Consider the following 23,300-nt stretch of genomic DNA (forward strand, 5'->3'; position numbering starts at 1 on the left):
GAACGTGCGGTAATGGCTCCGTCTGGGATCAGAGTGTTCCGTACTTTCTTGATAAACGCTACAGTCTCGGCATCCGTCCTCCCCTCGAATCGGGAGAGGACCGAGGAGCCGCCGGAGGAGCCATGTCGCTGCTGCCACTCGACCGTCGCGCCCAGGAGACACCAGACGAACCCGCCCTCGCGGACGACCTGAACGTGCTGTGCTGGTCCGGACTCGTCGACCAGGTCGCACGAGCGGCGGTACGGCTGCTGGAGTTCGCGCCCGGTCCCGACGACCGGATCGCCGTCCTCGGCGACAACGCGATCCCGACGTTGGTGGCCCATCTGGCCGGTCTGCGGGCCGGGGTCGGGACCGTGGCCACGTCCCGCAACCTCACGTCGGGGGAGCTCGTCGACCAGATCATCGACGCGGGCGTGACCGGGATCATCGCCGGACCCGCCGGCGCGGGCGCCGCCCTCGACGCGGCACGGGAACTGGGCCTGCCGCTGGTGACGCACGGAACCGCGCCGATCGGGCACGCCTTCGACTGGGACCTGTGGCTGGCGGCCGCACCCACCGGACGCGCCCTTCCCACGGACCGGCCCGCCCGCCCTCCGCTCGTCTACACCTCGGGCACCACCGGACGGGCGCGCGGCACCGAGGTGCGCTGGGTGAGCGGCCCGGTCGCCGACGCCTCCGCCTACCTCGCCGCGATGTCCGCCCGGCCCGGGTTCCCCCCGGGACCGCACCTGGTGTGCGGTCCCCTGCAGCACAACGCGCCGCTGACCTCGCTGCGGCACCTGACGGCCGGTGAGCCGGTGGTCGTCCTGGGCAGATTCGGCGCGGAGACGTTTCTCCACAGAGTGCGGAGGTGGCGGGTCTCCTCGACGGTGATGGTGCCCACCCACTTCCAACGGCTGCTCGCCCTTCCGGACGACGTCCGCGCCCGGTACGACGTCTCCAGCCTCCGGCAGGTCTCCCACACCGGCTCCGCGTGTCCACCGGACGTGAAGCGAGCCATGATCGACTGGTTCGGTCCGGTGCTGACGGAGTCGTACGGGGCGAGCGAGGCGGGAACCGTGGCCCGCATCAGCAGCGCCGAATGGCTGGCCCACCCGGGATCCGTCGGACGCGTCCGGCCCCCGTTCGAGGTGCTGGTCACCGGTGACGACGGCCGGGAACTGCCGCCCGGCGAGCACGGGCTGCTCGCCTTCCGGGCGCCCGAGGACCAAGGCGTCCGCTATCACGCGGACCCGGACAAGACCAGGTCCGCCTACCTCTCCCCCGGCGTCTTCACGCTCGGCGACATCGGCTTCGTCGACGCGGACGGCTACATCTTCATCACCGACCGCGCCGCCGACGTCGTGGTCTCCGGCGGGGTCAACCTCTACCCGGCGGAGAGCGAGGCGGTGCTGCGGCAGCACCCGGCGGTCGCCGAGGTCGCGGTCATCGGCGTGCCCGACCCGGACTTCGGTGAGTCTCTGCGGGCCCTGGTCGTGGCCGCGGCCGACGAGCCGCCGGCCGACGAGCTGGACCTGTTCTGCCGCGAACGCCTCGCCGCCTACAAGTGCCCGAAGTCCTACGAGGTCGTTCCCGAGCTCCTGCGCAACGCGATGGGCAAGCTCGACAAACGCGCGATGCGCCGCCCCTACTGGGGCTCGGAACGGACCATCGCCGGCTGAGCAGGCCCGCCCCCGTCGCCTTCCCGCTTCCCGCCCCTTTCCGGCCTTCCCCCCTTCCCTGCCCTTCCCGCCGTCCCTGCCCTTCCCGCCTTCCCTCGCACGAAGGACCACCCATGACCGAACTTCTCCTCGTCCGGCACGGCCTCCCGTTGGCGGGCGTGTTCGACCCGGGGCTGTCGCCGGAGGGCACGGCCCAGGCCGAGCGCGCCGCCGCCTGGCTGGCGCACGAGCACCTCGACGCCCTGTACTCCAGCCCGTTCCGGCGTGCCCGCGAGACCGTGGCGCCCCTGGAACGGCTCACCGGCATGACCGCCACCGTCCTGGACGACCTGCGGGAATGGGACACCGACGTCTCGCACCCCTACACGCCGCCCGAGCAGATACAGCGGGACGACCCCCGGTCGGTGGCGCTCGCCGAGGGACGGTACGAGGACTTCGTACCGGACCTGGACTGGGACGCCTTCCGCACGCGTGCCGTACGCGCCATGGACACCATTCTCGACGCGCATCCCGGCGAGCGGGTCGCGGCCGTGTGTCACGGCGGAATCATCAACACGTATCTCGCGACGATGCTCGGCCTGCCCACGATGTTCTGGTTCCACCCCGGCTACACCTCGGTCAGCCGGGTGCGGCGGATGCCGGGCGGGCGGCTCGTCCTGCACTCGGTCAACGAGACGGCCCACCTGATCGCCGAGCGCGCCGTCGACGCGGCCGCCGGATCCCTCTGAACCACCCAAGGAGGTCCCGCCATGCCCGGATCCGTCATCGTCGCCGGAACCAGGACACCCATCGGCAAACTGATGGGCACCCTGAGCACCCTGTCCGCGGTCGACCTCGGCGCCCACGCCATCGGCGCGGCGCTGTCCGCCGCCCACCTGGATCCGGCGGCCGTGCAGGCCGTCGTCATGGGCCATGTCGTGCAGGCCGGGGCCGGCCCCAACCCGGCCCGGCAGGCCGCGATCGGCGCCGGCATCCCGTTCTCCGTCCCCGCGAGCACCGTCAACAAGCTCTGCCTGTCCGGTCTGCACGCCATCGCCCTGGCCGACCTCATGATCACCTCCGGACGCCATGAGGTCGTCGTCGCGGGTGGCATGGAGTCCATGTCCGGCGCCCCGCATCTGCTGCGCGGAGCCCGCACCGGCTGGAAGTACGGTGCGACGGCGGTGGAGGACGCCCTCGACCGCGACGCTCTCGTCTGCGCCTTCGACGGCGTCTCCATGGGCGCGGCCACCGAGCGCTACCAGCAGCCGTTCGGTCTGACCCGCGAGGAGCAGGACGAGTACAGCGCGCAGTCCCATCGAAGAGCCGCCCTCGCGCGGGAGTCGGGCGCGTTCTCCGAGGAGATCACCCCGGTCGTCGTGGCCGGACGCCGGGGAGAGACGGTGGTCGACACCGACGAGGGCGTACGGCCCGGGAGCACCGCCGAGGAACTCGGGCGCCTGCGGCCGGCCTTCTCCGGCACGGGCACCATCACCGCGGGCAACTCGTCCCAGCTCTCCGACGGCGCCGCGGCCGTCGTGGTGATGAGCGCGGAACGCGCCCGGTGGGAGGGTCTGACGCCGCTCGCCGAGATCGGGGCCTACGGCACGGTCGCGGGCCCGGATCCCTCGCTCCTGGTCCAGCCGGCCGGCGCAGTCCGTGACGCCCTGTCCCGGGACGGCCGGCTGAAGGCCGCCGACCTGGACCTGTTCGAGATCAACGAGGCGTTCGCGGGCGTGGCCCTGGCTTCGCTGCGGGAGCTGGACATCCCCCTGGACAAGGTGAACGTCAACGGGGGAGCGATCGCGCTCGGGCACCCGGTCGGTATGACCGGAGCCCGGCTGGTGCTGACTCTCGCGGCGCAACTGCGCAGGCGCGGAGGCGGCAGCGGAGCGGCGGCCCTGTGCGGGGGCGGCGGCCAGGGCGACGCGCTATTGCTGCACGTACCGACACCCGCCTGAGCCCCGGAGCCGACCCCATGAACGACCGACTGCCCCCGATCGACACGACCCTCGCCGTGGCGAGCCGCACCATCGCCGCCGACGGCGTGGTCTGCCTCACCCTTCGCCGCCCCGACGGCGGCCCGCTGGCCTCCTGGACGCCGGGCGCCCATATCGACGTGTACCTGAACAGCGAGAACGGCGAGGGCAGCGGAAACGGCGAGTCCGGCACGTCCGGCGACGGTGACGGCCACGGCGCTGTGATCCGTCAGTACTCCCTGTGCGGACACCCGGCCGAACGCGAGGCGTGGCAGATCGCCGTGCTGCGCGAACCGCAGGGGCGCGGCGGCTCCGCGTACGTCCACGACCGCCTGCGCGAAGGCGACACCGTGCGGGTCCGTGGACCACGGAACAACTTCCCGCTGCGGCCCGCCGCACGCCATCTGTTCATCGCCGGCGGCGTCGGCATCACGCCCATCCTCCCCATGGTCGAGGCCGCGGCGGCCTCGGGGGCCGACTGGCGGCTGCTGTACGGCGGCCGCACCCGCACCTCCATGGCGTTCCTGGATCGCCTCGCCCCGTACGGGGACCGTGTGCTCGTCCGTCCGCAGGACGAATACGGCCTGCTGGATCTCGCCGCCCACCTCGGCGAGCCCGAGGAGAACACCCTCGTACACGCCTGCGGTCCCGAACCCCTGCTGCGGGCGGTGCGGGAGCAGTGCGCGGGCTGGCCGCCCGGCGCCCTGGGCGTCGAACGGTTCGCCCCGTCGGCACCGACGGCGGAGGCCGGTCCGGCCGAGGCCTTCGAGCTGGAACTCGCCCGTTCCGGGCTCACCCTCACCGTGCCCCCGGACCGCTCGGTGCTCGAAGCCGTGGAGGAGGCCGGTGTCGAGGTCGACTTCTCCTGCCGGGAAGGCACCTGCGGCACCTGCGAGACCGATGTGATCGACGGCACGCCCGACCACCGCGACACGCTGCTGACCGAGGAGGAGCGGGCCGCCGGGGACACCATGCTCATCTGCGTCTCCCGCTCGTGCGGGCCACGCCTCGTCCTCGATCTGTGACAGCGATCACCTCCGCGATTTACTAGGACGTCCTAGTATTTCTTCGTACCTCTTTCGTCCTTCAGCACCCCACCCTGCCCGGGAAGGCCCTCATGAGCGATCAGCATCGACCCGTGCACCCCGTCCGCCTGGTCACCGCTTCGGCTCTGTTCGACGGGCACGACGCGTCGATCAACATCATGAGGCGGATCTTCCAGTCCCAGGGCGCCGAGGTGATCCACCTCGGACACAACCGGTCGGTGCGGGAGGTCGTGGACGCGGCGCTGGAGGAGGACGCGCACGGTGTGGCGGTCTCCTCCTACCAGGGCGGGCACGTCGAGTACTTCGAGTACCTGGTCGAGTCGCTGCGCGCGCAGGGAGCCGAGCACGTCCGGGTGGTGGGCGGCGGGGGCGGCGTCATCGTGCCCGCCGAGATCACCCGGCTGCGCGACAGCGGGGTGACCATCTTCTCCCCGGAGGACGGGCAGCGGATGGGCCTGGCCGGGATGGTCAACTCGGTGGTGCGTGACTGCGACTTCGACCTCTGGGACGACAGGCCGGCCGACGCGGCCGCCGTGCTCGCCGGTGACCGGTTCGCGATCGCCCGCGCCATCACCGGCGCCGAACTCGGCAAGCTGCCTCCCGACTTCCTGGAGCGCTTGCGTGCGGCCGCCGCAGCCCGGGTCGTACCGGTGCTGGGCCTCACCGGCACCGGCGGCTCGGGCAAGTCGTCACTCACCGACGAGTTGGTGCGCCGCTTCCGGGTCGACCAGCGGGACAAGCTACGGACCGCGGTGATCGCGGTCGACCCGACCCGTCGCCGTGGCGGCGGCGCGTTGCTCGGTGACCGGATCCGGATGAACTCCCTGGACGGGGACCGGGTGTTCTTCCGGAGTCTGGCCACCCGCGGCAGCCACGAGCTGCCCGAGCACCTGTCCGACGTGATCGACGTCGTGAAGGCCGCCGGCTTCGACCTGGTGATCGTCGAGACGCCGGGCATCGGCCAGGGCGACGCGGCGATCGTGCCGTTCGTGGACACCTCGCTGTACGTGATGACGCCGGAGTTCGGTGCCGCCTCGCAGCTGGAGAAGATCGACATGCTCGACTTCGCCGACGTCGTGGCGATCAACAAGTTCGAGCGGCGTGGCGCCAAGGACGCCCTGCGCGACGTGGGCCGCCAACTGGTCCGCAACCGGGAGGCGTTCGACAAGCGGCCCGAGGACATGCCGGTGTACGGCACCTCCGCGGCGACCTTCAACGACGACGGGGTCACCGCTCTCTACCAGCACCTGCGGACCGACCTGGCCGGGAAGGGGCTGCCCCTGTCGGAGGGCGCGCTGGTACCGGTCGACGTGCGCCACTCCTCGGGCATCCGCCAGGTGGTCCCGGCCGACCGGGTGCGCTATCTCGCCGAGATCACCGACACCGTCCGCACGTACCACGCGGACACCGGGAGGCTGGCCGAGGCGGCCCGGCGGGTGCAGCGGCTGGAGGCGGTCGAGGCCGAGCTCGTCGAGGCGGGCTCCGACGCGGGGAACGTCCGGGCGCTGCTCGACGCCGCCGTCAGGCGGCTCCCGCACGAGGTCAGGGAGCAGATCGGCGCATGGCCCGCCGTCATCGCCTCCTACTCCGGCGACGAACAGGTGGTGAAGGTCCGGGACAAGGAGATCCGCACCCGGCTGACCCGCGAGTCCCTGTCGGGCAACAAGGTCCCTCGCGTCGCCCTGCCCCGGTTCTCCGACCACGGCGAGCTGGTGCGGTTCTGGCGCCGGGAGAACCTGCCGGGCTACTTCCCCTTCACGGCCGGGGTGTTCCCCTTCAAGCGCGACGGCGAGGACCCTGCGCGGATGTTCGCCGGCGAGGGCGATCCGTTCCGCACCAACCGCCGGTTCAAGCTGCTCTCCGAGGGGCAGCCGGCCACCCGGCTGTCCACCGCCTTCGACTCGGTGACGCTCTACGGCCGCGACCCGGACGAACGTCCCGACATCTACGGCAAGGTCGGCACCTCCGGTGTGTCGGTGGCCACGCTGGACGACATGAAGGCGCTCTACGACGGCTTCGACCTCGTCGCTCCGACCACTTCGGTCTCCATGACCATCAACGGACCCGCGCCGACCATCCTGGCGTTCTTCCTCAACACCGTCATCGACCAGCAGGTCGAGAGGTTCCGCGCCGCCGAGGGCCGCGATCCGTCGCCGGACGAGGCAGCCGAGCTGCGCGCGCACGCGCTGGCGAACGTACGCGGCACGGTGCAGGCCGACATCCTCAAGGAGGACCAGGGCCAGAACACCTGCCTGTTCTCCACCGAGTTCTCGCTGCGGATGATGGCCGACATCCAGGAGTGGTTCATCACCAACAGGGTCCGCAACTTCTACTCGGTGTCGATCTCGGGCTACCACATCGCCGAAGCCGGGGCGAACCCCATCAGCCAGCTGGCGTTCACCCTGGCCAACGGGTTCACCTACGTCGAGGCCTACCTCGCCCGGGGCATGGACATCGACGACTTCGCCCCGAACCTGTCGTTCTTCTTCTCCAACGGCATGGACCCCGAGTACTCCGTCCTCGGCCGGGTCGCCCGCCGTATCTGGGCCGTCGCGATGAAGGACAAGTACGGGGCGGGCGAGCGCTCCCAGAAGCTGAAGTACCACGTGCAGACCTCCGGCCGCTCCCTGCACGCCCAGGAGATGAACTTCAACGACATCCGCACGACGCTTCAGGCACTCATCGCGATCTACGACAACTGCAACAGCCTGCACACCAACGCCTACGACGAGGCGGTCACCACCCCCACCGAGGACTCGGTCCGCAGGGCCCTGGCCATCCAGCTGATCATCAACCGGGAGTGGGGCCTGGCGATGAACGAGAACCCGCTGCAGGGTTCGTTCGTCATCGACGAGCTCACCGACCTGGTCGAGGAAGCGGTACTCCTGGAGTTCGAGCGGATCAGCGAGCGAGGCGGCGTCCTCGGTGCCATGGAGACCGGCTACCAGAGGGGCCGTATCCAGGACGAGTCGATGCTCTACGAGCAGCGCAAGCACGACGGCACCCTGCCCATCATCGGCGTCAACACCTTCCGCAACACCCACGCCGACACGGCCGAGGCGGGTGTCATCGAGCTGGCCCGCGCGACCGAGGACGAGAAGCGGTCCCAGCTGCGACGCGTGCGCGGCTGCCAGTCGCGCCATCGCGACGACGCCCACGCGGCCCTGACCGCTCTCAAGGACGCGGCCATGGACGGCCGCAACGTCTTCGCCGTACTCATGGACGCCGCCAGGGTGTGCTCGCTCCAGCAGATCACCGAGGCCTTCTTCGAGGTCGGCGGCCAGTACCGCCGCAACGTGTGATCCAGCCCGTGGACCACGTAGCGGCTCATCAGAGAGGACCTCAGATGGATCCCGTCACCCGGCTCGGCGTCGTGGGATGCGGCCTCATGGGCTCCGGCATCGCCGAAGTCGCCGCCCGCCGCGGCATCGACGTGCGTGTGGCCGAGGCCACTCCGGACGCGCTCGAGGCAGGCCGCCGCCGGCTCACCGCCTCCCTGGACCGCGGCGTACGCCGCGGCAAGCTCGGCGAGGAGCAGCGAGACCAGGCCCTCGCCCGGCTGTCCTTCACCCATGACCTCAGCGACATGGCCGACCGTCAGTTCGTCATCGAGGCCGTCGCCGAGAACCGCGACATCAAGGCCGACGTCCTGCGCACCCTGGACAAGGCGGTCGAGGACCCCGCGGCGGTCCTGGCCACCAACACGTCCTCGATCCCCGTCGTCGATCTCGCCGTCGTCACCGAGCGACCCGCGCAGGTCATCGGCATGCACTTCTTCAACCCCGTACCGGTACAGCGGTTGGTCGAGCTCATTCCCGCTCTGACCACCGGCGCGGACACCGTGCGGCGCACCCGCGGCCTGGCCGAGCAGTTGGGCAAACAGGCCATCCAGGCGCCCGACCGCTCCGGTTTCGTCGTCAACGCCCTCCTGGTGCCCTACCTGCTCAGCGCGGTACGGATGGTGGAGTCGGGCTCCGCGCGGCCGGAGGACATCGACCGGGGCATGGAGCTCGGATGCGCCCACCCGATGGGGCCGTTGCGCCTGCTCGACCTCATCGGCCTGGACACGGCGCAGTCCGTGGCGGAGTCGATGTACGAGGAGTTCAAGGAGCCGCTGTACGCGCCTCCCGCCCTCCTGCGCCGGATGGTCGCCGCCGGCCACCTCGGCCGCAAGAGCGGTCGCGGTTTCCACATTTACGACGCCTGACAAGGGCCTCCGCCCCCGTGAGCACGTGGTCCGGACGGTGCCGTGCGCCGACGGTGGTCCGGACCCGGGCGACCCGGTTCAGTCCTCGCGCTCCGCTCCGATGAGGACGAAGGCCATCGTGACCGGCTGGTCGCCGAGGTTGCGCCAGCTGTGGCGGGTGCCGTTCTGGATCACGATGTCGCCGGTCGAGAGAGGGGTGCGGTGGCCGTCGTCGAGTTCGAGGACGATGTCGCCGTGCAGGACGATGCCGTAGTCCACGGTCGGCGTGGTGTGCATGCCGTCGGGCTCCATGAGCTCGGCGATGCCGGGCGAGTCCGCCCGTTGTTCCCGGTCGAAGGCGACGGGGTCGAAGGACGGATCGGCCATCGCGCTGTCCGGCGGGATGGTGAGCACGACGAACCGCGTGCCTCCCGGCGCCGGGAGGAGGCTGGTGACCTTCGGCGTGGGGTCCTCGCCGGTCCGGCCGACCGGCTCGCCGGGTTCCGTGGCCCAGGGCAGACGGGAGACCCAGCCCGGCAGGCTGGTGAACTCGCGGCTGCGGGGGACGGGGCCGTCGCTGACGACGACCGATCTGCCGTGCTCGTCGTGCCCGGTGACAACTCTGCGCATGTGTCTCTCCTCGGTCGGGTCAGGCCGTGTCGGTCGAGCCGTCGAGTGCCTTCGTCCAGGTGGTCAGCAGGTCCGCCGTCGTCGGGAGCGGCGACCGCAGCAGGGCCGTGGCGGCCCCGCGTACGAACTGTCGGTGCCGGTCGTCCGTGAGGTACTCCGCGGGGGACTTGCCGTCCACGCGCGCGAGCAGCAACGCCGGCAGCAGGGACGCCACCCGTGCGTCGAGTGCCTGCCGTGGCTCCCAGTCGACACAGCGCAGGTACTGCTCGGCCAGCACCTGCGCGGACCGCAGGAGGTCCTCCCGGAACGCCGGCAGCACCAGGCTCTTGAGCAGCAGATGGTTGACGCAGAAGGCCAGGTCGAAGGCGGGGTCGCCGTACCAGGCGCACTCGGCGTCCAGCAGTACGGGCGCGTCCGGGCCGACGAGGATGTTCTTGGGGCTGACGTCGCCGTGCACGAGGGCGAGGTGGGTCGTGGCGGTGCGACGGGCGAGGCCGTGCAGGAGGTCGCTCAGTTCGGGGTGCGCCGTCGCGGTGGCGAGCAGGTACGGCTCGACGCGCAGTGCGTGGAAGTTGTCGTCGGTGGCGAACTCCGCGGCGAGATCCGCGTCCTTCGCGCTCGCGGCGTGAAGGGTGCCGAGCAGTTCTCCGACGGCCGCGGCGGTCGTCACCTCCACGCGGCCGTGGAACAGCTGCGTCTTCCACACGGGGTACCGCTCGGGCGGCAGGAACGCCATCGCGAAGAGTCCGGCCTCGGCGTCGTGGGCCAGCAGTTCCGGCACGCTGTCGGGCCGGTGCCGGGCCGCGAACCGCATCCACGCCCATTCGTAGGCGTTGCGTGAGACCGGTGCCCGCCAGTCGGCGGCGACCCGCAGCCGGGACAGCGCCCGCTTCACGCAGAGCGAGCGCCCCGGCAGGTCCACCCGCCACAGGTCGGACGAGACCCCGCCGGCCAGCGGCGTCCAGCGGGCGGGCTCACCGGGCCGGGCGAGACCGCGGTCGAGCAGGAAGGCGGCCGGAGAGGCGCCCGGCTCCGACTCCGGGGGCAGCTCCGGATCCGGGCCGGGGGCCGAGTCCGGACCGGAGACCGCGTCCGGACCGGAGACCGCGTCCGGTTCCGGGTTCGGGCTCATCGGCGCGGTGGGCGAACTCATCGCGGGTCACCCGACCCCGTGGCCGGACCGCGCGGGCTGTTGCGGGCGTGAGCCGGTGCCTCGCCCGCGAGGATCCGTACGACCTCCTCTGCGGCGCGGCGGCGCAGCTCGGTGACCGAGGCGTCGGAGGAGAACGCCACGTGCGGGGTGAGCAGCGCGCCCCGCTGGGCCAGCAGTCCGTCGGGGACGTGCGGCTCGGTCTCCAGGACGTCGAAGGCGGCCCCGTCCAGGTGTCCGCTGTCGAGTGCCTTGATCACCGCGTCGGTGTCCACCAGACCACCCCGGCTGACGTTGACCAGCAGACCGCCCGGCGACATCAGCGCCAGCTCCTCGGCGCCGATGATGTGGTGCGTGTCCGGTGTGAGCGGCAGGTGGAGGATCACCACGTCGCTGCGGCGCAGCAGTTCCTCCAGACCCGCCATCTCCGCGTCCGGGCTGTCGGCGGGCGGATGCGGGTCGTGGGCGAGGACGCGGCAGCCGAACGCTCCGAGCCGCCTCGCGGTGGCACGTCCGATGCGGCCGTATCCGACGATTCCGCAGGTCAGCGTCGACACTCGGCGCAGGCGTGCGCTCGCCGGGTCCCAGCGTCCCGCGCGGACCTCCCGGTCGAGGACGGCCAGGCCCCGCGCCCAGGACAGCACCATGCCGACGGCGTGGTCCGCGACCTCCTCGACGCAGTAGTCCGGCACGTTGGTGACCCAGACGCCCTGGTCGGTGGCGGCCTCCACGGCGATGTTGTCGAGGCCGACGCCGAGCCTGGCCACGATCCGCAGGTCCGGCGAGCCGCCGATCGCGGCGGCCGAGACGGGCGCCCAGCAGGTCAGGATCCCGTCGGGCCGGTGCGCGGCCACGAGCTCCTCGACGGCCTCGGCGGAGCCGGGCTCGGCGGGGCCGGTGACCAGGGTGTGGCCCGCCCCCTCGACGACCGCACGCTCGACGAGGTCGTCGGGCCAGGCGTAGTCGGTGAGGAGCACGGTGCCCGGGCGGCTCAACGGGTTTCTCGACGGGTCTCTCGATGGGTTCATGGCAGGTGTCCTCGCAGAATCGTGCGGTCGCGGCGGGCCGGTCGCTCTCGCTCCCGGTCGCGGTCATGTCCGCCGCGGGTCTGCCCGCTCCCGAAGGGGCGGCCGACAGCTCGTCCGAAGGGCCGTCGGCCGCCTTGAGGAGCGGGGTGGTGAGGTCATGGAAGTCGTCGACGCCCGACGACTTGTGGCCGGGCGGGCGTCGCGGTCGGCCCCTGGTGCGGATCACGGGGTGTCGGGGCACGTCGAATCACTGTGTCACAGCCACGCGGTGCTAACGATAGCACTCGCGGTCGCCAGGACGTCAAGACCGCAGAAACAACAGAAAGCCCCCCGAGAAAAACCGCGGTCCACATCTTGACGCGCCCGATAGTTCCCTCCATGGTTTTGGCCAGCGCCGACCGTGTGACCGACAAGTGTCCACACGAAGTCCAGCTGTCGAAGACGCCATAGCCACGGATGTCACCGACGGGCGGTACCCGGCTGAATTCCGCACGCGGCGTCCGACCGCGCGTCAGCCCTCGCCGTCCCCATTCCACCGGTCGCCGACCGCACAGCCGTCGCGGCCAGTCCGTGTTCAGCTCGCCTTTTCCCGTCATCGCCCGTACGTCCCCGGCCCGACGGCCACGTACGATCCCGGACGGCGACGGATCCGCCGCGGCACGCCCCGGCGATTTCCCCATCAGGAGCCGCTATGTCTCACGCAGCGCAGGTCGACACCAGCGCGATGCCCGCCGGCGAAACACCGGTGAGTGGTCGACCTCCCCTTTCCCGCCCCATGATCGGCGTGGGCTTTCTGCTGATCGTCCTGTCGTACATGGTCAACGCGATGGACCGCCAGGTCTTCCCGCCCCTGCTGCCCAACATCCGCGAGGAGTACGGGTTCTCCCTGGAGCAGGGCGGGCTGCTGGCCACGAACTTCACCCTGGGCATGGCCCTGGCCGGCCTCCCCGCCGGCTACCTCCTGGACCGCTTCCGCCGCAAGACCGTGCTGCTGGCCAGCATCGTGATCTACTCCCTGGGCACGATGGCCACGCCGCTGGCCACCGGTTTCGCCGACATGACCGTGTACCGGGTCGTCTCCGGCTTCGGTGAGGGCATGCAGTCCGCCGCCATCTTCGCGGCCATCGGCGCCTTCTTCGCCCACCGCCGCGGCCTCGCCTTCGGCGTGATCGGCGTGGGCTACTCGATCGGTGTGTTCATCGCCCCGCTCATCGGTGTCGAGCTCATGAGCATGCACGGGACCTGGCACTCGCCGTTCTACCTGTTCGGCGCGGCGGGGCTGCTGATCGCCGCCGCCTCGCTGTTCCTGGTGCGCACGGGCCTGACGGAGCACTCCGCGGAGAAGGTCGCCGCGACGGGGACGTACGAGTACATGCCGGCCTCCGCCTACAACCGCAACACCGTCGCGCTGGCCGTCCACGCCGTCATCAGCGGCGTCGCCCTCTACGGGTTCCTCGGCCTCTACCCGACCTACCTCATCACCTCGCTGCACTACACCCCGGGGCAGGCGGCCCTGGCCATGAGCCTCCTCGGCTTCGGCGGCATGACCGCGGTGTTCGGCGGCTGGCTCGGCGACCGCTTCAACCAGCGCAACCTGCTGATGCTGAGCCTGGTGGCCGTCTCCGCCGTGAGTGCGTGCATCTACCAGACACAGGCCGGCGTGGGCCTGCAGTGCGTCTTCGCCTTCCTCATGGGCGCCTTCGGACTGGGCTTCATCTATCCCAACACCAACAGCGCGATACAGCGGGCCGTGCGCCCGGGGCAGATCGGACGCGCCTCCGGTCTCTTCGTGACCAGCTACTACGGGCCGGCGGCCTTCTCGGGCCTGCTCTTCGCGACCCTGGTGGATTCCTTCGGCTGGGCCCAGGCGGGGCTGCTGCAGGTCACGGTGCTGCCGCTGGTGGGCGTCGGGGCCCTGGCCTTCGTGCGCACCTCGCAGTTCAACAACGCGGTCCGCTAGCGGACACGCCGAGGGCCTGTCCCACCGCCGAGCGGTGGGACAGGCCCTGACGCGTGTCCCGGGGCGACCGGGGTCAGCGGACCTCGGCGACCACCGGGTTGCGCAGGACGCCGATGCCCTCGATCTCCACCTCGACCTCGTCCCCCGGCCGGATCGGTCCGACGCCGGCCGGCGTGCCGGTCATGATCGCGTCTCCGGGCAGCAGCGTGAGATGGCGGCTGAGGTAGCCGATCAGGTCGGGAACGGTGAGCAGCAGGTCAGCGGTGCTCGCCGACTGCATGACGGTGCCGTTCACCCGGGTCGTCAGCGTCAGCGACGAGGGATCGAGTCCGGTCTCGATCACCGGCCCGAGGGGGGCGAAGGTGTCCTGGCCCTTTCCGATGAGAAGCGTGCCGAACGCGCTTTCCCTGCGCTGGACGACGCGGTCGCTGACGTCGTTGCCGCACGTGTAGCCGAGGATGTACTCGTGCGCCTGGGAAGGCTTCACATGCCGGGCCTCCTTTCCGATGACGACGACCAACTCGCCTTCGAAATGGACCAGTTCCCCATCCGCCGGATAGACGATGGCCTCGTTCGGGCCGATCACCGCGGTACTCGGTTTCATGAAGCACACGGGAACGTCCGGAACCGCACGATCGCTCTCGTCGACATGTGCGGCGTAGTTGTAGGCGAACCCGAAGACGCGCGGCCGTTCCAGCGGCGCGAGAACGACCACGTCGGCCATTTCGTCGAAATGCCCGGTGGGAGAAAGCCCGTTGAAGGGATCCCCCTCGCATCTCGCGATCCGGCGGTCACCGGACACGAGTTCTCCGTAGTGAGACACACCGCCGACGGCATATCTGATGATGCGCACGGAAACCTCCGCAGCTAGGCAGCCGCAGACGGCTGCATGTCCCATCCAGCAATGCTAACGTTAGCACGCGCGGAACGATCAATCTCGCGCACTTCTCTCCCGACCACGGAGCGCGACGTTAGTGCTATCGTTGGCACACGGAAAGTGACGTCGCGGGATGAGCGAGTTCGAGGGGACCCATACGTGATCACGACCAGAGACATCGCCGAACGCCTCGGAGTCTCCGTCTCGACGGTCGGCCGGGCGCTCGCCGACGATCCCCGCATCAGCGAGGAGACCAAGTTCAAGGTCCGCCAGGCCGCCTCGGAGATGGGATACGTCGGCAACCGCGCGGCACGGATGATGCGCGGGGCGTCCAGCAACGTGGTGGGACTGGTGATCCCCGACATCCGCAACAGCTTCTACTCGACCATCGCGCACGAGCTGTCGAAGAACATGGAGGCCGAGGGCTTCCAGCTGATGCTCGCGGAGACCGACGACGACCGGATGGTGGAGCTGCGCCATCTGCGCGAGCTGTCCGCCACCCGCGTGGCGGGCGTCATCATCGTGCCCACCGCACGCCCGCACGGCGATTCCGTCAAGCTCCTGCGCACGGTGCCGCACCTGCAACTGCTGCGCCGCCACCCCTCGCTCGGCTCCCAGTGGTTCGGCGTGGACGACCACGAGGCGCTGCGCCGGGCCACCGCGCACCTGGTGGCTGAGGGGCACACGCGTATCGCGTACCTGGGCGGCCCCGAGGAGCTGCCGACCGGCGCGGAGCGTCTGCGCGGCTTCCGCACCGCCCTGACCGAGGGCGGGCTGAAGGCCGACGCCGCGCGAACGGAGTTGGCACCGCCGTCGTCCGTGGACCACGGCCGCCAGGCGATGCGACGGCTGCTGAAGGGCCCGGACGCGCCCACCGCCCTGGTGCTGGGGTCGATCCAGCTCACCCGGGGAGTCCTGGAGGAACTCTCCGAGCAGGGCGTGGAGGTGCCCCGGGAGCTGTCCGTGATCGGCTTCGGCGACGAGCCCGGGTTCTCCTGGTGGGGTCCCGGGCTCACCACGATCGGCCTGCCGATCGAGGAGATGGCCACCGGCTGCGCGCTGTGGCTGATGCGCCGCCTCAAGACCAAGCCGGGCAACGACGGCCCGTACACGTCGGTCTCCCCCGGATCGCTGATCGTGCGCGGCAGTACGGCGTCGCCGGACGGGCGGGCCGCGTCCCGGGCTCGCTGATCCCTGCGACGCAGCGGATGCACGGAAGGCGCCCGAAGCACGATGCTTCGGGCGCCTTTCGTGCATCCGTCCGGCGACGGTCCGATACGCGCGTCAGTACGCGCCGGCACGCAACCGGCGCATGACCTGGGCGGTGCGTACGAGTTCGTCCAGCACCTGTTCGGCCGCGGCCTCGTGGATCTTGCCGGGCCGGAAGACACCGTCCTCGACGAGTTCACCCACGAAGGGGATGCTGACGGTCGGGCCGATCGGCAGCATCCTGAGGTTCGCCACGACCTGTTTGCCCATCTGCACCGCCCGGGTGCCCGCCGACACTCCTCCGTAGCTGACGAACGCCGCCGGCTTGTGCTGCCACTCCACGACGAGGTAGTCCCAGGCGTTCTTCAAGGGGGCGGGGAAGCCGCCGTTGTACTCGGGGGTGACGAAGACGAACGCGTCCGACGCCTCGACGATCCCGCTCCACCGCCGGGTGTGGTCCCTCGTGTACTGCCGCAGGGCGGGCGGATGAGGTTCGTCGAAGAAGGGGAGGTCGAGCTCTCGCAGGTCGACGGTGTGCGAGTCGAAGTGTTCGCACTCCGCGGCCCGGGCGGTGAACCAGTCCGCGACGGATCTTCCCACCCGTCCGGGACGAGTGCTGGCCACCACGGTGGTGAGAGTCATCGGCGCCACAGAGGGTTCGGCTGTCATGTCGGGCCCACTTTCCTTTCGGCCGCGCCCGGACCGGCGGACCCGCCCGTTCCTGTGCTGTCCGTCCGTCCAGGAAGCGCGCGGACCCGCCGGAGCCTTGTCGGAGCGGGATCGTGCGAACGATAGCATTCAGGGGAGGGCGAACCAAGAGGCTCCACCTTCTCCGCGAACCGGACGGAGACCAGGACGGCACTCCTCTTGACATCACGCCCGACAGTTCGCACGATTGCGCTATCGTTAGCACTTCACCGAGAGAGCCGCACCGAGCTTCCGCTCGCTCTCGGCGCCGCCGAACCGACGCGGGGAGCGCCCCCTCGGTGCCCACCCCCGCGCCCGTTCGCCGACGACGACGTCCGCACGCCTTCCGTCGTGCGGACGTCCCTTTCCCGACGACCGGTACGAGCTCCCGACGCTCACACGGTCGTCCGTACTCCGAAAGGTTGCACCGCATGTCAGATGCGCGGATCGCCAAGCTCCAGGGCCGCCGGGTGTGGGATTCCCGCGGGCGGCCGACCGTGGAGGTCGAGGTCCGCCTCGCGGACGGCGCGCTCGGGCGGGCCATCGCACCGGCGGGTGCCTCGACGGGCCAGGGCGAGGCACTCGACCGCCGTGACGGCGGCAGCCGTTTCGGCGGGCTCGACGTCCGCGGCGCGGTCGGCTCGGTGAACGACGAGATCGCGCCCGCCCTCACCGGCCACGACGCGGCCGACCAGGAGAGCGTCGACCGGCTCCTGGTGGACCTCGACGGCACCACCGACCGCGGCCGTCTCGGCGGCAACGCGATCGTGGCCACCTCCATGGCCGTCCTGCACGCCGCCGCCGCGTCGGCGGGCGTACCGCTGTGGAGGCACCTGGCGGGCGAACGCCCGGTCCGCATCCCCCTGCCCGAGATCCAGATCTTCGGCGGCGGCGCCCACGCGGACCGCCGGGTCGACGTCCAGGACTTCATGGTGATGTGCCCGGCCGCCGCCGGTTTCGCCGAGGCCCTGGATTGGACCGCGGAGATCTACCGGGCGGCCGGAAGCCTGATGCGCGCGGCCGGGAAGGCCCAGGGCGTGGCCGACGAGGGCGGCTTCTGGCCCGCGTTCGACTCCAACGAGGAGGCGCTGGAGATGCTGACCCGCGCCATCGTGACCGCGGGCTTCGCTCCCTCGACCGAGGTGGGCATCTCGCTGGACGTCGCGGCGTCGCAGTTCGGCAGCGGCGGCCGGTACACGCTCGCCCTGGACGACCGCACCCTCGACACCGGGGCGTTGATCGACATGCTGGGCGGCTGGATCGAGCAGTACCCGATCCTGTCCGTCGAGGACCCGGTCGGCGAGGACGACCACGACGGCATGGTGGAGTTCACCCGGCGCTACGGTCGGCGCTGCCAGGTGATCGGCGACGACTACCTGGTCACGAACGCCAAGCGCGTGGAGGCGGCGGCGAGTGACGGTGCGGCGAACGCCGTCCTGGTGAAGCCGAACCAGGCCGGAACGATCACGGAGGCGTTCCAGGCGCTGCGTGCCGGAAAGGAAGCCGGCTTCGGCACGATCGTCTCGGCGCGTTCCGGCGAGACGGAGGACATCACCATCGCCCATCTGAGCGTGGGCTGGGACGCCGGCCAGCTGAAGGTGGGCTCGTTCACCCGGTCCGAGCGCATGGCGAAATGGAACGAGGTTCTGCGCATCGAGGAGTCCCTCGGTGATTCCGCCGAATTCAGCGGATGGTCCGCCTTCACCTTCGCCGGCTCCGACGCCTCCGGGGCCGGCCGCGATTCCGAGACCTGATACCGCGGAGCCGAAAACCTGAGGCCTTTACCGCCGAGCCGAAAACCGCCGCGCGACACTGAGTATCACAGCCGGCGAAAACGAAGAGCCGATCCGAGCACGGAGACCAGCATGCTGCCGCCCGTCAATCTGCGCCCCAGTTTCAACATCACCCGCTCCAGCCATGTCCGGCTCACCGTCGCCGATCTGGCCGAGAGCCGGAACTTCTACGTGAATGTGCTGGGACTCGTCGTCAGCGACGAGGACGAGCGCACCTGCTACCTCCGCGGTCTGGCGGAGGCCTGCCACCACAGCCTCGTCCTGCAATGGGACGAGGAGGGCGCGGGCTCCTGCGAGAGGATCGGTTTCCGGGTCTTCTTCGACGAGGACCTCGATCTCGCGTACGCCTGGTTCCGTGAGCGGGGGCTGCCCGCCGCATGGGTCGACGCCCCGTACCAGGGCCGGACCCTGCACGTCAGCGACCCCGTGGGCACGCCGCTCGAACTCTGCGCGCACATGGAGACCCGACCGAGGCTGCACATCGACTTCCAGCTCCACAAGGGCGCGCACGCGCAGCGGCTCGATCACTACCAGACCTTCGCGCCGGACACGTACGAGCTGTGCGCGTTCTACGGCGAACTGGGCTTTCGCAACTCCGAGTACCTGGCGCACGGCGACAAGCTGCTGGGCGCGTTCATGTACCGGAAGGGCACCTGCCTGGACCTGGCGATCGTCGAGAACACCGGGCCCGCCCTGCACCACTTCGCGTACACCGTCTCCGAGAGCCACGACATCTTCACCGCCTGCGACTTCGCGGGTATCCAGGGCTACGGCGAGGGCGTGGAGCGCGGTCCCGGCCGGCACGGGCCGGGCGGGATGCTCTTCGCCTACCTCCGGGACCCCGACGGGCACCGGGTGGAGGTCTTCAACAGCCACTACCAGACGATCGACACCGAGATCGAGCCGGTGCGCTGGGACGCGGGATCGCTGAGCACCAACGCCCGCTGGGGTCTGCCGGCGCTGGAGAGGTGGTACTTCGAGGCGTCGCCCTTCGTGGGGGTCGAGCAGATCCCGCCGGCCGAGCCGCCGAATCCCATGTCGCTGGAACGGTTCCTGCTCGAACAGTCCCCGTCCACCCGCTGATCATTGCCTACCGGAGGAGAGACACCCATGGCACGCGTCCCCTATCTGCGCCGCGAGGACGCCGACGAGTCGCAGAAGCCGCTCTACGACCGGCTGGAGGCCGAGCGCAAGGTCCCGACGGCGAACATCTTCCTCGCCCTGACCCACGCGCCGACCCAGCTGGACGCCTTCCTGACCTACGCCAACGCGCTGCGGGCCGCCGACCTCAGCCCCCGTCTGCGGGAACTGGCCATCCTGACCGTGGGCCACGCGACCCGGTCGGCGTACGAGGTCGCGCACCACCAGTCCCACGGGCTCAAGGCCGGGCTCAGTGAGGAACAGCTCGCGGCGGTGGCCGACTTCGAGTCGTCCGACCTGTTCGACGAGACGGAGAAGGCGGTCATGCGCCTCGCCGCGGAGTCCACGCTCCGGGTCGACGTGTCGGAGGAGACCTGGCGTGCCGCCGCCGCTCACCTGACGGACAAGCAGTTGGTCGAACTCTCCTTGTCCATCGCCTGGTACAACTCCGGCGTCCGCATCATGGGATTGCTGGGCATCGACCTTGAGGACAACTACCCGAATCCGTTCCCGAATTCGCTGCCCGCCGCGTAGTCGTCGGCACCGTACGGCATTTCAATGAGGGAGTGTTTCCATGGCGAAAATGCTCGCCGCACGACTCCACGCGCTCGGTGAACCGATGTCGGTGGACACGATCGACGTACCCACCCCGCGCCCGACCGATGTGCTGGTGCGGGTGAAGGCCTGTGGCATCGTGCCGAACATGGCCAATGTGATCAACAACTGGCCCACCTGGTACCCGCACCAGCCGCTGCCCGAGCTGCCGGCGATCTTCGGTCTCGACCCGGCGGGTGTCGTCGAGGCGGTCGGGGAGGCCGTCCTCAACACCAAGCCCGGCGACCGGGTCTATGTGAGTCCGCTGCGGTCCTGCGGCAGTTGTCAGGTGTGCCGCGGCGGTGAGCTCAGCCGGTGCCGCTACTTCACCCTGAACGGTTACTTCAGCACCTCGCGCGACGGCCAGCGGATCTTCGACCTGTACCCCTATGGGGGCTTCGCGGAGTACATGACGGCACCGCAGTACGCGATCGTCAACATCCCCGACACCATGACGTTCGAACAGGCCGGCAAGCTCGGCTACATCGGCACCTCCTACGGTGCCCTCCGGCACGCCGCGGCCGGCCCCGGCCAGGTCGCGCTGATCGACGGTGTCACCGGCACGCTCGGCGTCGCCTCCACGCTGCTCGCGCTGGCCTCGGGTGTCTCCAAGGTCCTGGGAACGGGCCGCAACGAGGAACTCCTCAAGCGGGTCAAGGAGTTGGCGCCCGACCGGATCGAGGTCATGCGGCTGGGCGAGGGCTCCACGGGCGAGTGGGCCAAGTCCCGTACCGGCGGCGAGGGGGCGGACTTCGTCATCAGCGCGCTCGGCGCCAAGGCCCCCGTGGAGACGATGCTGGACTCCATGCGGGGCGTCCGCCGGGGCGGCAAGGTGGTCAACGTCGGTGGCGTGGCCGACCGGTTGCCCGTGGACGTGAAGTGGCTCATGGACGAGCAGGTCCAGCTCATCGGCTCCAACTGGTTCAGCACGGCGCAGGGCCAGGAAGTGGCCGACATGGTCGCGACGGGAGCCCTGGACCTATCCTACCTGATCACCAAGCCGTTCCCGTTGGCCGAGGTCAACGAGGCGATCTCGGGGCGGGCCACGGATCCCGACGGCGGGTTCGGCAACTACGTCGTCATCCCCTGACCCCCGAACCCCCGACCCACTGACCCGCGTACAACCCCCAAGCACACCCCGCGGCGGTCCTGTTCTGCCCTGACGCCGCCGCGGGGTGTTTCGGCGTTCCCGCTCCCCCGCACCGGATCGGAGCGCCTGATCCCGCTCGGCGTACGGCGCGTCCGACGCATGTCTGTGCGCGGATGTCGCACTGTCCGGGCAGGTCAGAGGGGGTGTGTCGGACCTACGCTCGACACCAATCACACACCGGTCGGCGGTGGTCGACGCCGCCCGACGGAGGGACAGGCGGAGACACATGACAGCGATCGAACACGTAGGCGTCGTCGGCGCGGGGCAGATGGGCCGGGGCATCACCGAGGTGTGCGCACGGGCCGGGCTGCGTGTCACCCTGTGCGACCTGACGGAGGACAGGGCCCGTGCCGGTCTGGTGGGCGTGGCGGACTCCCTGCTCAAGGCGGAGAAGCGTGGTGCCGTCCAACCCGAGGAGCGTGCCCGTGCCCTGGCCGGCATCTCGGTCACCGGCGATCTCTCCCGACTGGACGGGGCGGACCTGGTCGTCGAGGCCGCCGTCGAGGACGAGCCGGCCAAGACGGCACTGTTCCGGCAGTTGGGCGAGGTGATCACCGACCCCGCCACCGTGCTGGCGAGCAACACCTCCTCGATCCCGATCTCCCGGCTCGCCGCCGCGGCCGGTCGGCCGGAATCCGTGATCGGGTTGCACTTCTTCAACCCGGTCCCCGTCATGCCGCTGGTCGAGATCATCCCCACCCTGCACACCTCGCAGGCCACCCAGTCGCGGGTGCGCGCCTTCGCGGGCGAGACGCTGGGCAAGCAGACGATCGTCACGCAGGACCGGGCGGGCTTCGTGGTGAACTCCCTGTTGATTCCCTACCTGTTGGCAGCGGTCCGGCTGGTCGGCTCCGGCACGGCGACGGCCGAGGACATCGACACGGGGATGACCGCCGGCTGCGCTCACCCCATGGGGCCGCTGCGCCTCGCCGACCTGATAGGTCTGGACACGGTGGCGGCGATCGGCGAGGCACTGTACGAGGAGTACAGGGAGCCGCTGTACGCCCCTCCCCCGTTGCTGCGCCGCATGGTCGAGTCGGGTCTGCTGGGCCGTAAGTCGGGACAGGGCTTCTTCAGCTACCGGACTGCCTGAGGCTTCCGGCCGTCCTCGGGAGCACTCCCGCGCCGGCCGGCCGCCGTCATCGAGGGGCTCTGCGCGCCTCTCGGGGGCTCATGCCGTACGCCGCCTTGAAGGCATGGCTGAAGTGGGCCGGGTCGGCGAATCCCCAGCGCCCGCCGATGGCGCCGACCGGCAGGTGGTCCAGGGCGGGATCGGCGAGGTCGCGGCGGCACCGGGCGAGACGCTGCTCCCGGATCCAGCCCGAGACCGTGTACCCCTGCGCCGCCAGCAACTTGTAGAGGTAGCGCCGGGAGATGCGGTGGGCCGCGGCGATCCCCTCCGGGCTCAGCCCGGGGTCGGCCAGCCGCTGCTCCATGTGCACGAGGACCCGCTCGGTGAGCCGGTCCGAGCCGTCCGCCTCGGTCGTCCGGGCCACGTCGGCGTGCTCCACGAGCAGGGTGCCGATCAGGTCCACGACGTTGTCGACGAGCCGCGGCGTGGCCCTGGCCTCCAGGTGCTCCATCTGACGTGCCAGGCCGCGCAGGAGGGGCAGGACCACCTGTCCGAGGCCGTCGTGGCAGGGCACCGGCGTCGCCGTCACACGCGCCAGGTCACGGCCCGTCAGCTGCAGCATGGCCTGCGGAAACATCAACACGAGACCCGTGTGGGACTCGTCGAGCTCGTAGGTGAAGGGACGGCGCGTGTCGTAGACGACCAGTTCGCCCGGGCCGATCCGCGCCTGACGGTCCAGCTGGGTCAGCACGCCCTGCCCGGTGAGCTGCAGCGTGAGCTGGAAGAAGTCGGGGGCGTCGGAGGCGATGTGCCGACGGGTGCGCGCGATGCTGTGCGGTGCGGCCGAGATGACCGACATCTGCACCTGGCCGACCCTCACGGCGTGCAGGGACGCGCTGAAGTCGGTGCTCTCGCGGGGCAGGACCTCCAGGGGCACCAGGTTCTCGCTCACGGCGTGCCGCCAGCACTCCAGCCGCTCGGTGGCCGTGCCGTGGCTCGGCGTCGTGATCCGGGGCATGCGGCTCTCCTCCCGGTGCGTCCGGCCCCCGAGGAACGGACTCGAACGGCACTCCTGGCGAGGAATGGTAAGTCCTCCTAGGCCATCCGCAACCGGCCCGGGGAAGTGTTCTCAGGCACGCAATTAACCTGTGCTCCCCGG

General features: G+C 70.5%; 19 protein-coding genes. 13 read left to right on the forward strand and 6 right to left on the reverse strand.

Annotation, left to right across the window (positions count from 1 at the left end):
• Positions 1-122: 122 nt before the first annotated feature.
• From RM704_RS32015 to RM704_RS32040, 6 genes are all read left to right on the forward strand, one after another.
• Positions 123-1,661, forward strand: a complete 1,539-nt coding sequence (locus RM704_RS32015; protein ID WP_033530881.1) for an AMP-binding protein — start codon at positions 123-125, stop codon at positions 1,659-1,661.
• Positions 1,662-1,774: 113 nt separating this feature from the next.
• Positions 1,775-2,389, forward strand: coding sequence for a histidine phosphatase family protein (locus tag RM704_RS32020; RefSeq protein WP_033530880.1), 615 nt, complete (start codon positions 1,775-1,777; stop codon positions 2,387-2,389).
• Between the two features lie 21 nt (positions 2,390-2,410).
• Entirely contained in the window at positions 2,411-3,601 is a 1,191-nt protein-coding gene (locus tag RM704_RS32025; protein ID WP_033530879.1) for an acetyl-CoA C-acyltransferase, read from the forward strand.
• A 17-nt stretch (positions 3,602-3,618) separates the two neighbouring features.
• Entirely contained in the window at positions 3,619-4,644 is a 1,026-nt protein-coding gene (locus tag RM704_RS32030; protein ID WP_033530878.1) for a PDR/VanB family oxidoreductase, read from the forward strand.
• A 92-nt stretch (positions 4,645-4,736) separates the two neighbouring features.
• Positions 4,737-7,967: a fused isobutyryl-CoA mutase/GTPase IcmF gene (gene icmF, locus RM704_RS32035; RefSeq protein ID WP_033530877.1), complete on the forward strand. Its 3,231-nt coding sequence runs from the start codon at positions 4,737-4,739 to the stop codon at positions 7,965-7,967.
• Between the two features lie 44 nt (positions 7,968-8,011).
• The gene (locus RM704_RS32040) at positions 8,012-8,872 is read left to right on the forward strand and encodes a 3-hydroxybutyryl-CoA dehydrogenase (protein ID WP_033530876.1); all 861 of its coding nucleotides are present in this window, start codon (positions 8,012-8,014) and stop codon (positions 8,870-8,872) included.
• A 78-nt stretch (positions 8,873-8,950) separates the two neighbouring features.
• Here RM704_RS32040 and RM704_RS32045 read toward each other — a convergent pair whose 3' ends face one another.
• The 3 genes from RM704_RS32045 to RM704_RS32055 are packed head-to-tail and all read right to left on the reverse strand — an operon-like array spanning position 8,951 to position 11,659.
• On the reverse strand, positions 8,951-9,481 hold the full coding sequence (locus tag RM704_RS32045; protein WP_033530875.1) for a cupin domain-containing protein: 531 nt from the start codon (positions 9,479-9,481) through the stop codon (positions 8,951-8,953).
• A gap of 19 nt (positions 9,482-9,500) precedes the next feature.
• On the reverse strand, positions 9,501-10,634 hold the full coding sequence (locus tag RM704_RS32050) for a phosphotransferase family protein (protein ID WP_311591585.1): 1,134 nt from the start codon (positions 10,632-10,634) through the stop codon (positions 9,501-9,503).
• Complete coding sequence (locus RM704_RS32055) at positions 10,631-11,659, reverse strand: C-terminal binding protein (RefSeq protein WP_052146393.1); 1,029 nt, start codon at positions 11,657-11,659, stop codon at positions 10,631-10,633. The genes RM704_RS32050 and RM704_RS32055 overlap by 4 nt, the downstream gene beginning before the upstream one ends.
• Positions 11,660-12,350: 691 nt before the next feature.
• Between RM704_RS32055 and RM704_RS32060 the strand changes: the two genes are divergently transcribed.
• On the forward strand, positions 12,351-13,619 hold the full coding sequence (locus tag RM704_RS32060; RefSeq protein WP_033530873.1) for an MFS transporter: 1,269 nt from the start codon (positions 12,351-12,353) through the stop codon (positions 13,617-13,619).
• Positions 13,620-13,692: 73 nt separating this feature from the next.
• Here the strand turns inward: RM704_RS32060 and RM704_RS32065 are convergent, their stop codons facing one another.
• Positions 13,693-14,472 (reverse strand): fumarylacetoacetate hydrolase family protein, encoded by a 780-nt coding sequence (locus RM704_RS32065; RefSeq protein ID WP_033530872.1) that lies wholly within the window; start codon positions 14,470-14,472, stop codon positions 13,693-13,695.
• A 183-nt stretch (positions 14,473-14,655) separates the two neighbouring features.
• On the opposite strand from RM704_RS32065, the gene RM704_RS32070 reads away from it, so the two are divergent.
• Positions 14,656-15,687 carry a LacI family DNA-binding transcriptional regulator gene (locus RM704_RS32070; RefSeq protein WP_033530871.1) on the forward strand — a complete coding sequence of 344 codons (1,032 nt, stop codon included), beginning with the start codon at positions 14,656-14,658 and terminating at the stop codon, positions 15,685-15,687.
• Between the two features lie 93 nt (positions 15,688-15,780).
• On the opposite strand, the gene RM704_RS32075 is transcribed toward RM704_RS32070, so the two are convergent.
• Positions 15,781-16,374 carry an NADPH-dependent FMN reductase gene (locus RM704_RS32075; RefSeq protein WP_078937386.1) on the reverse strand — a complete coding sequence of 198 codons (594 nt, stop codon included), beginning with the start codon at positions 16,372-16,374 and terminating at the stop codon, positions 15,781-15,783.
• A gap of 449 nt (positions 16,375-16,823) precedes the next feature.
• Here RM704_RS32075 and eno point away from each other — a divergent pair, with 449 nt between their 5' ends.
• The 5 genes from eno (at position 16,824) to RM704_RS32100 (ending at position 22,162) form a co-directional block, all read left to right on the forward strand.
• Positions 16,824-18,146: a phosphopyruvate hydratase gene (eno, locus tag RM704_RS32080; RefSeq protein ID WP_052146392.1), complete on the forward strand. Its 1,323-nt coding sequence runs from the start codon at positions 16,824-16,826 to the stop codon at positions 18,144-18,146.
• A 111-nt stretch (positions 18,147-18,257) separates the two neighbouring features.
• Positions 18,258-19,268: a VOC family protein gene (locus RM704_RS32085; protein WP_033530870.1), complete on the forward strand. Its 1,011-nt coding sequence runs from the start codon at positions 18,258-18,260 to the stop codon at positions 19,266-19,268.
• Positions 19,269-19,295: 27 nt separating this feature from the next.
• Positions 19,296-19,859 carry a carboxymuconolactone decarboxylase family protein gene (locus RM704_RS32090; protein ID WP_033530869.1) on the forward strand — a complete coding sequence of 188 codons (564 nt, stop codon included), beginning with the start codon at positions 19,296-19,298 and terminating at the stop codon, positions 19,857-19,859.
• Positions 19,860-19,899: 40 nt separating this feature from the next.
• On the forward strand, positions 19,900-21,009 hold the full coding sequence (locus RM704_RS32095) for an alcohol dehydrogenase catalytic domain-containing protein (protein WP_192829809.1): 1,110 nt from the start codon (positions 19,900-19,902) through the stop codon (positions 21,007-21,009).
• A gap of 286 nt (positions 21,010-21,295) precedes the next feature.
• Complete coding sequence (locus RM704_RS32100; RefSeq protein ID WP_033530867.1) at positions 21,296-22,162, forward strand: 3-hydroxybutyryl-CoA dehydrogenase; 867 nt, start codon at positions 21,296-21,298, stop codon at positions 22,160-22,162.
• A 46-nt stretch (positions 22,163-22,208) separates the two neighbouring features.
• On the opposite strand, the gene RM704_RS32105 is transcribed toward RM704_RS32100, so the two are convergent.
• Positions 22,209-23,159 (reverse strand): AraC-like ligand-binding domain-containing protein, encoded by a 951-nt coding sequence (locus RM704_RS32105; protein ID WP_033530866.1) that lies wholly within the window; start codon positions 23,157-23,159, stop codon positions 22,209-22,211.
• Positions 23,160-23,300: the final 141 nt, after the last annotated feature.

The sequence above is a fragment of the Streptomyces gottesmaniae genome (assembly GCF_031845845.1).
Lineage (GTDB): Bacteria > Actinomycetota > Actinomycetes > Streptomycetales > Streptomycetaceae > Streptomyces > Streptomyces akebiae.

Coding starts and splice junctions, on each gene's coding strand:
- RM704_RS32015 (WP_033530881.1), top strand. CDS start 123: ATGTCGCTGCTGCCACTCGACCGTCGCGCCCAGGAGACACCAGACGAA.
- RM704_RS32020 (WP_033530880.1), top strand. CDS start 1,775: ATGACCGAACTTCTCCTCGTCCGGCACGGCCTCCCGTTGGCGGGCGTG.
- RM704_RS32025 (WP_033530879.1), top strand. CDS start 2,411: ATGCCCGGATCCGTCATCGTCGCCGGAACCAGGACACCCATCGGCAAA.
- RM704_RS32030 (WP_033530878.1), top strand. CDS start 3,619: ATGAACGACCGACTGCCCCCGATCGACACGACCCTCGCCGTGGCGAGC.
- icmF (WP_033530877.1), top strand. CDS start 4,737: ATGAGCGATCAGCATCGACCCGTGCACCCCGTCCGCCTGGTCACCGCT.
- RM704_RS32040 (WP_033530876.1), top strand. CDS start 8,012: ATGGATCCCGTCACCCGGCTCGGCGTCGTGGGATGCGGCCTCATGGGC.
- RM704_RS32045 (WP_033530875.1), bottom strand. CDS start 9,481: ATGCGCAGAGTTGTCACCGGGCACGACGAGCACGGCAGATCGGTCGTC.
- RM704_RS32050 (WP_311591585.1), bottom strand. CDS start 10,634: ATGAGTTCGCCCACCGCGCCGATGAGCCCGAACCCGGAACCGGACGCG.
- RM704_RS32055 (WP_052146393.1), bottom strand. CDS start 11,659: ATGAACCCATCGAGAGACCCGTCGAGAAACCCGTTGAGCCGCCCGGGC.
- RM704_RS32060 (WP_033530873.1), top strand. CDS start 12,351: ATGTCTCACGCAGCGCAGGTCGACACCAGCGCGATGCCCGCCGGCGAA.
- RM704_RS32075 (WP_078937386.1), bottom strand. CDS start 16,374: ATGACAGCCGAACCCTCTGTGGCGCCGATGACTCTCACCACCGTGGTG.
- eno (WP_052146392.1), top strand. CDS start 16,824: ATGTCAGATGCGCGGATCGCCAAGCTCCAGGGCCGCCGGGTGTGGGAT.
- RM704_RS32085 (WP_033530870.1), top strand. CDS start 18,258: ATGCTGCCGCCCGTCAATCTGCGCCCCAGTTTCAACATCACCCGCTCC.
- RM704_RS32090 (WP_033530869.1), top strand. CDS start 19,296: ATGGCACGCGTCCCCTATCTGCGCCGCGAGGACGCCGACGAGTCGCAG.
- RM704_RS32095 (WP_192829809.1), top strand. CDS start 19,900: ATGGCGAAAATGCTCGCCGCACGACTCCACGCGCTCGGTGAACCGATG.
- RM704_RS32100 (WP_033530867.1), top strand. CDS start 21,296: ATGACAGCGATCGAACACGTAGGCGTCGTCGGCGCGGGGCAGATGGGC.
- RM704_RS32105 (WP_033530866.1), bottom strand. CDS start 23,159: ATGCCCCGGATCACGACGCCGAGCCACGGCACGGCCACCGAGCGGCTG.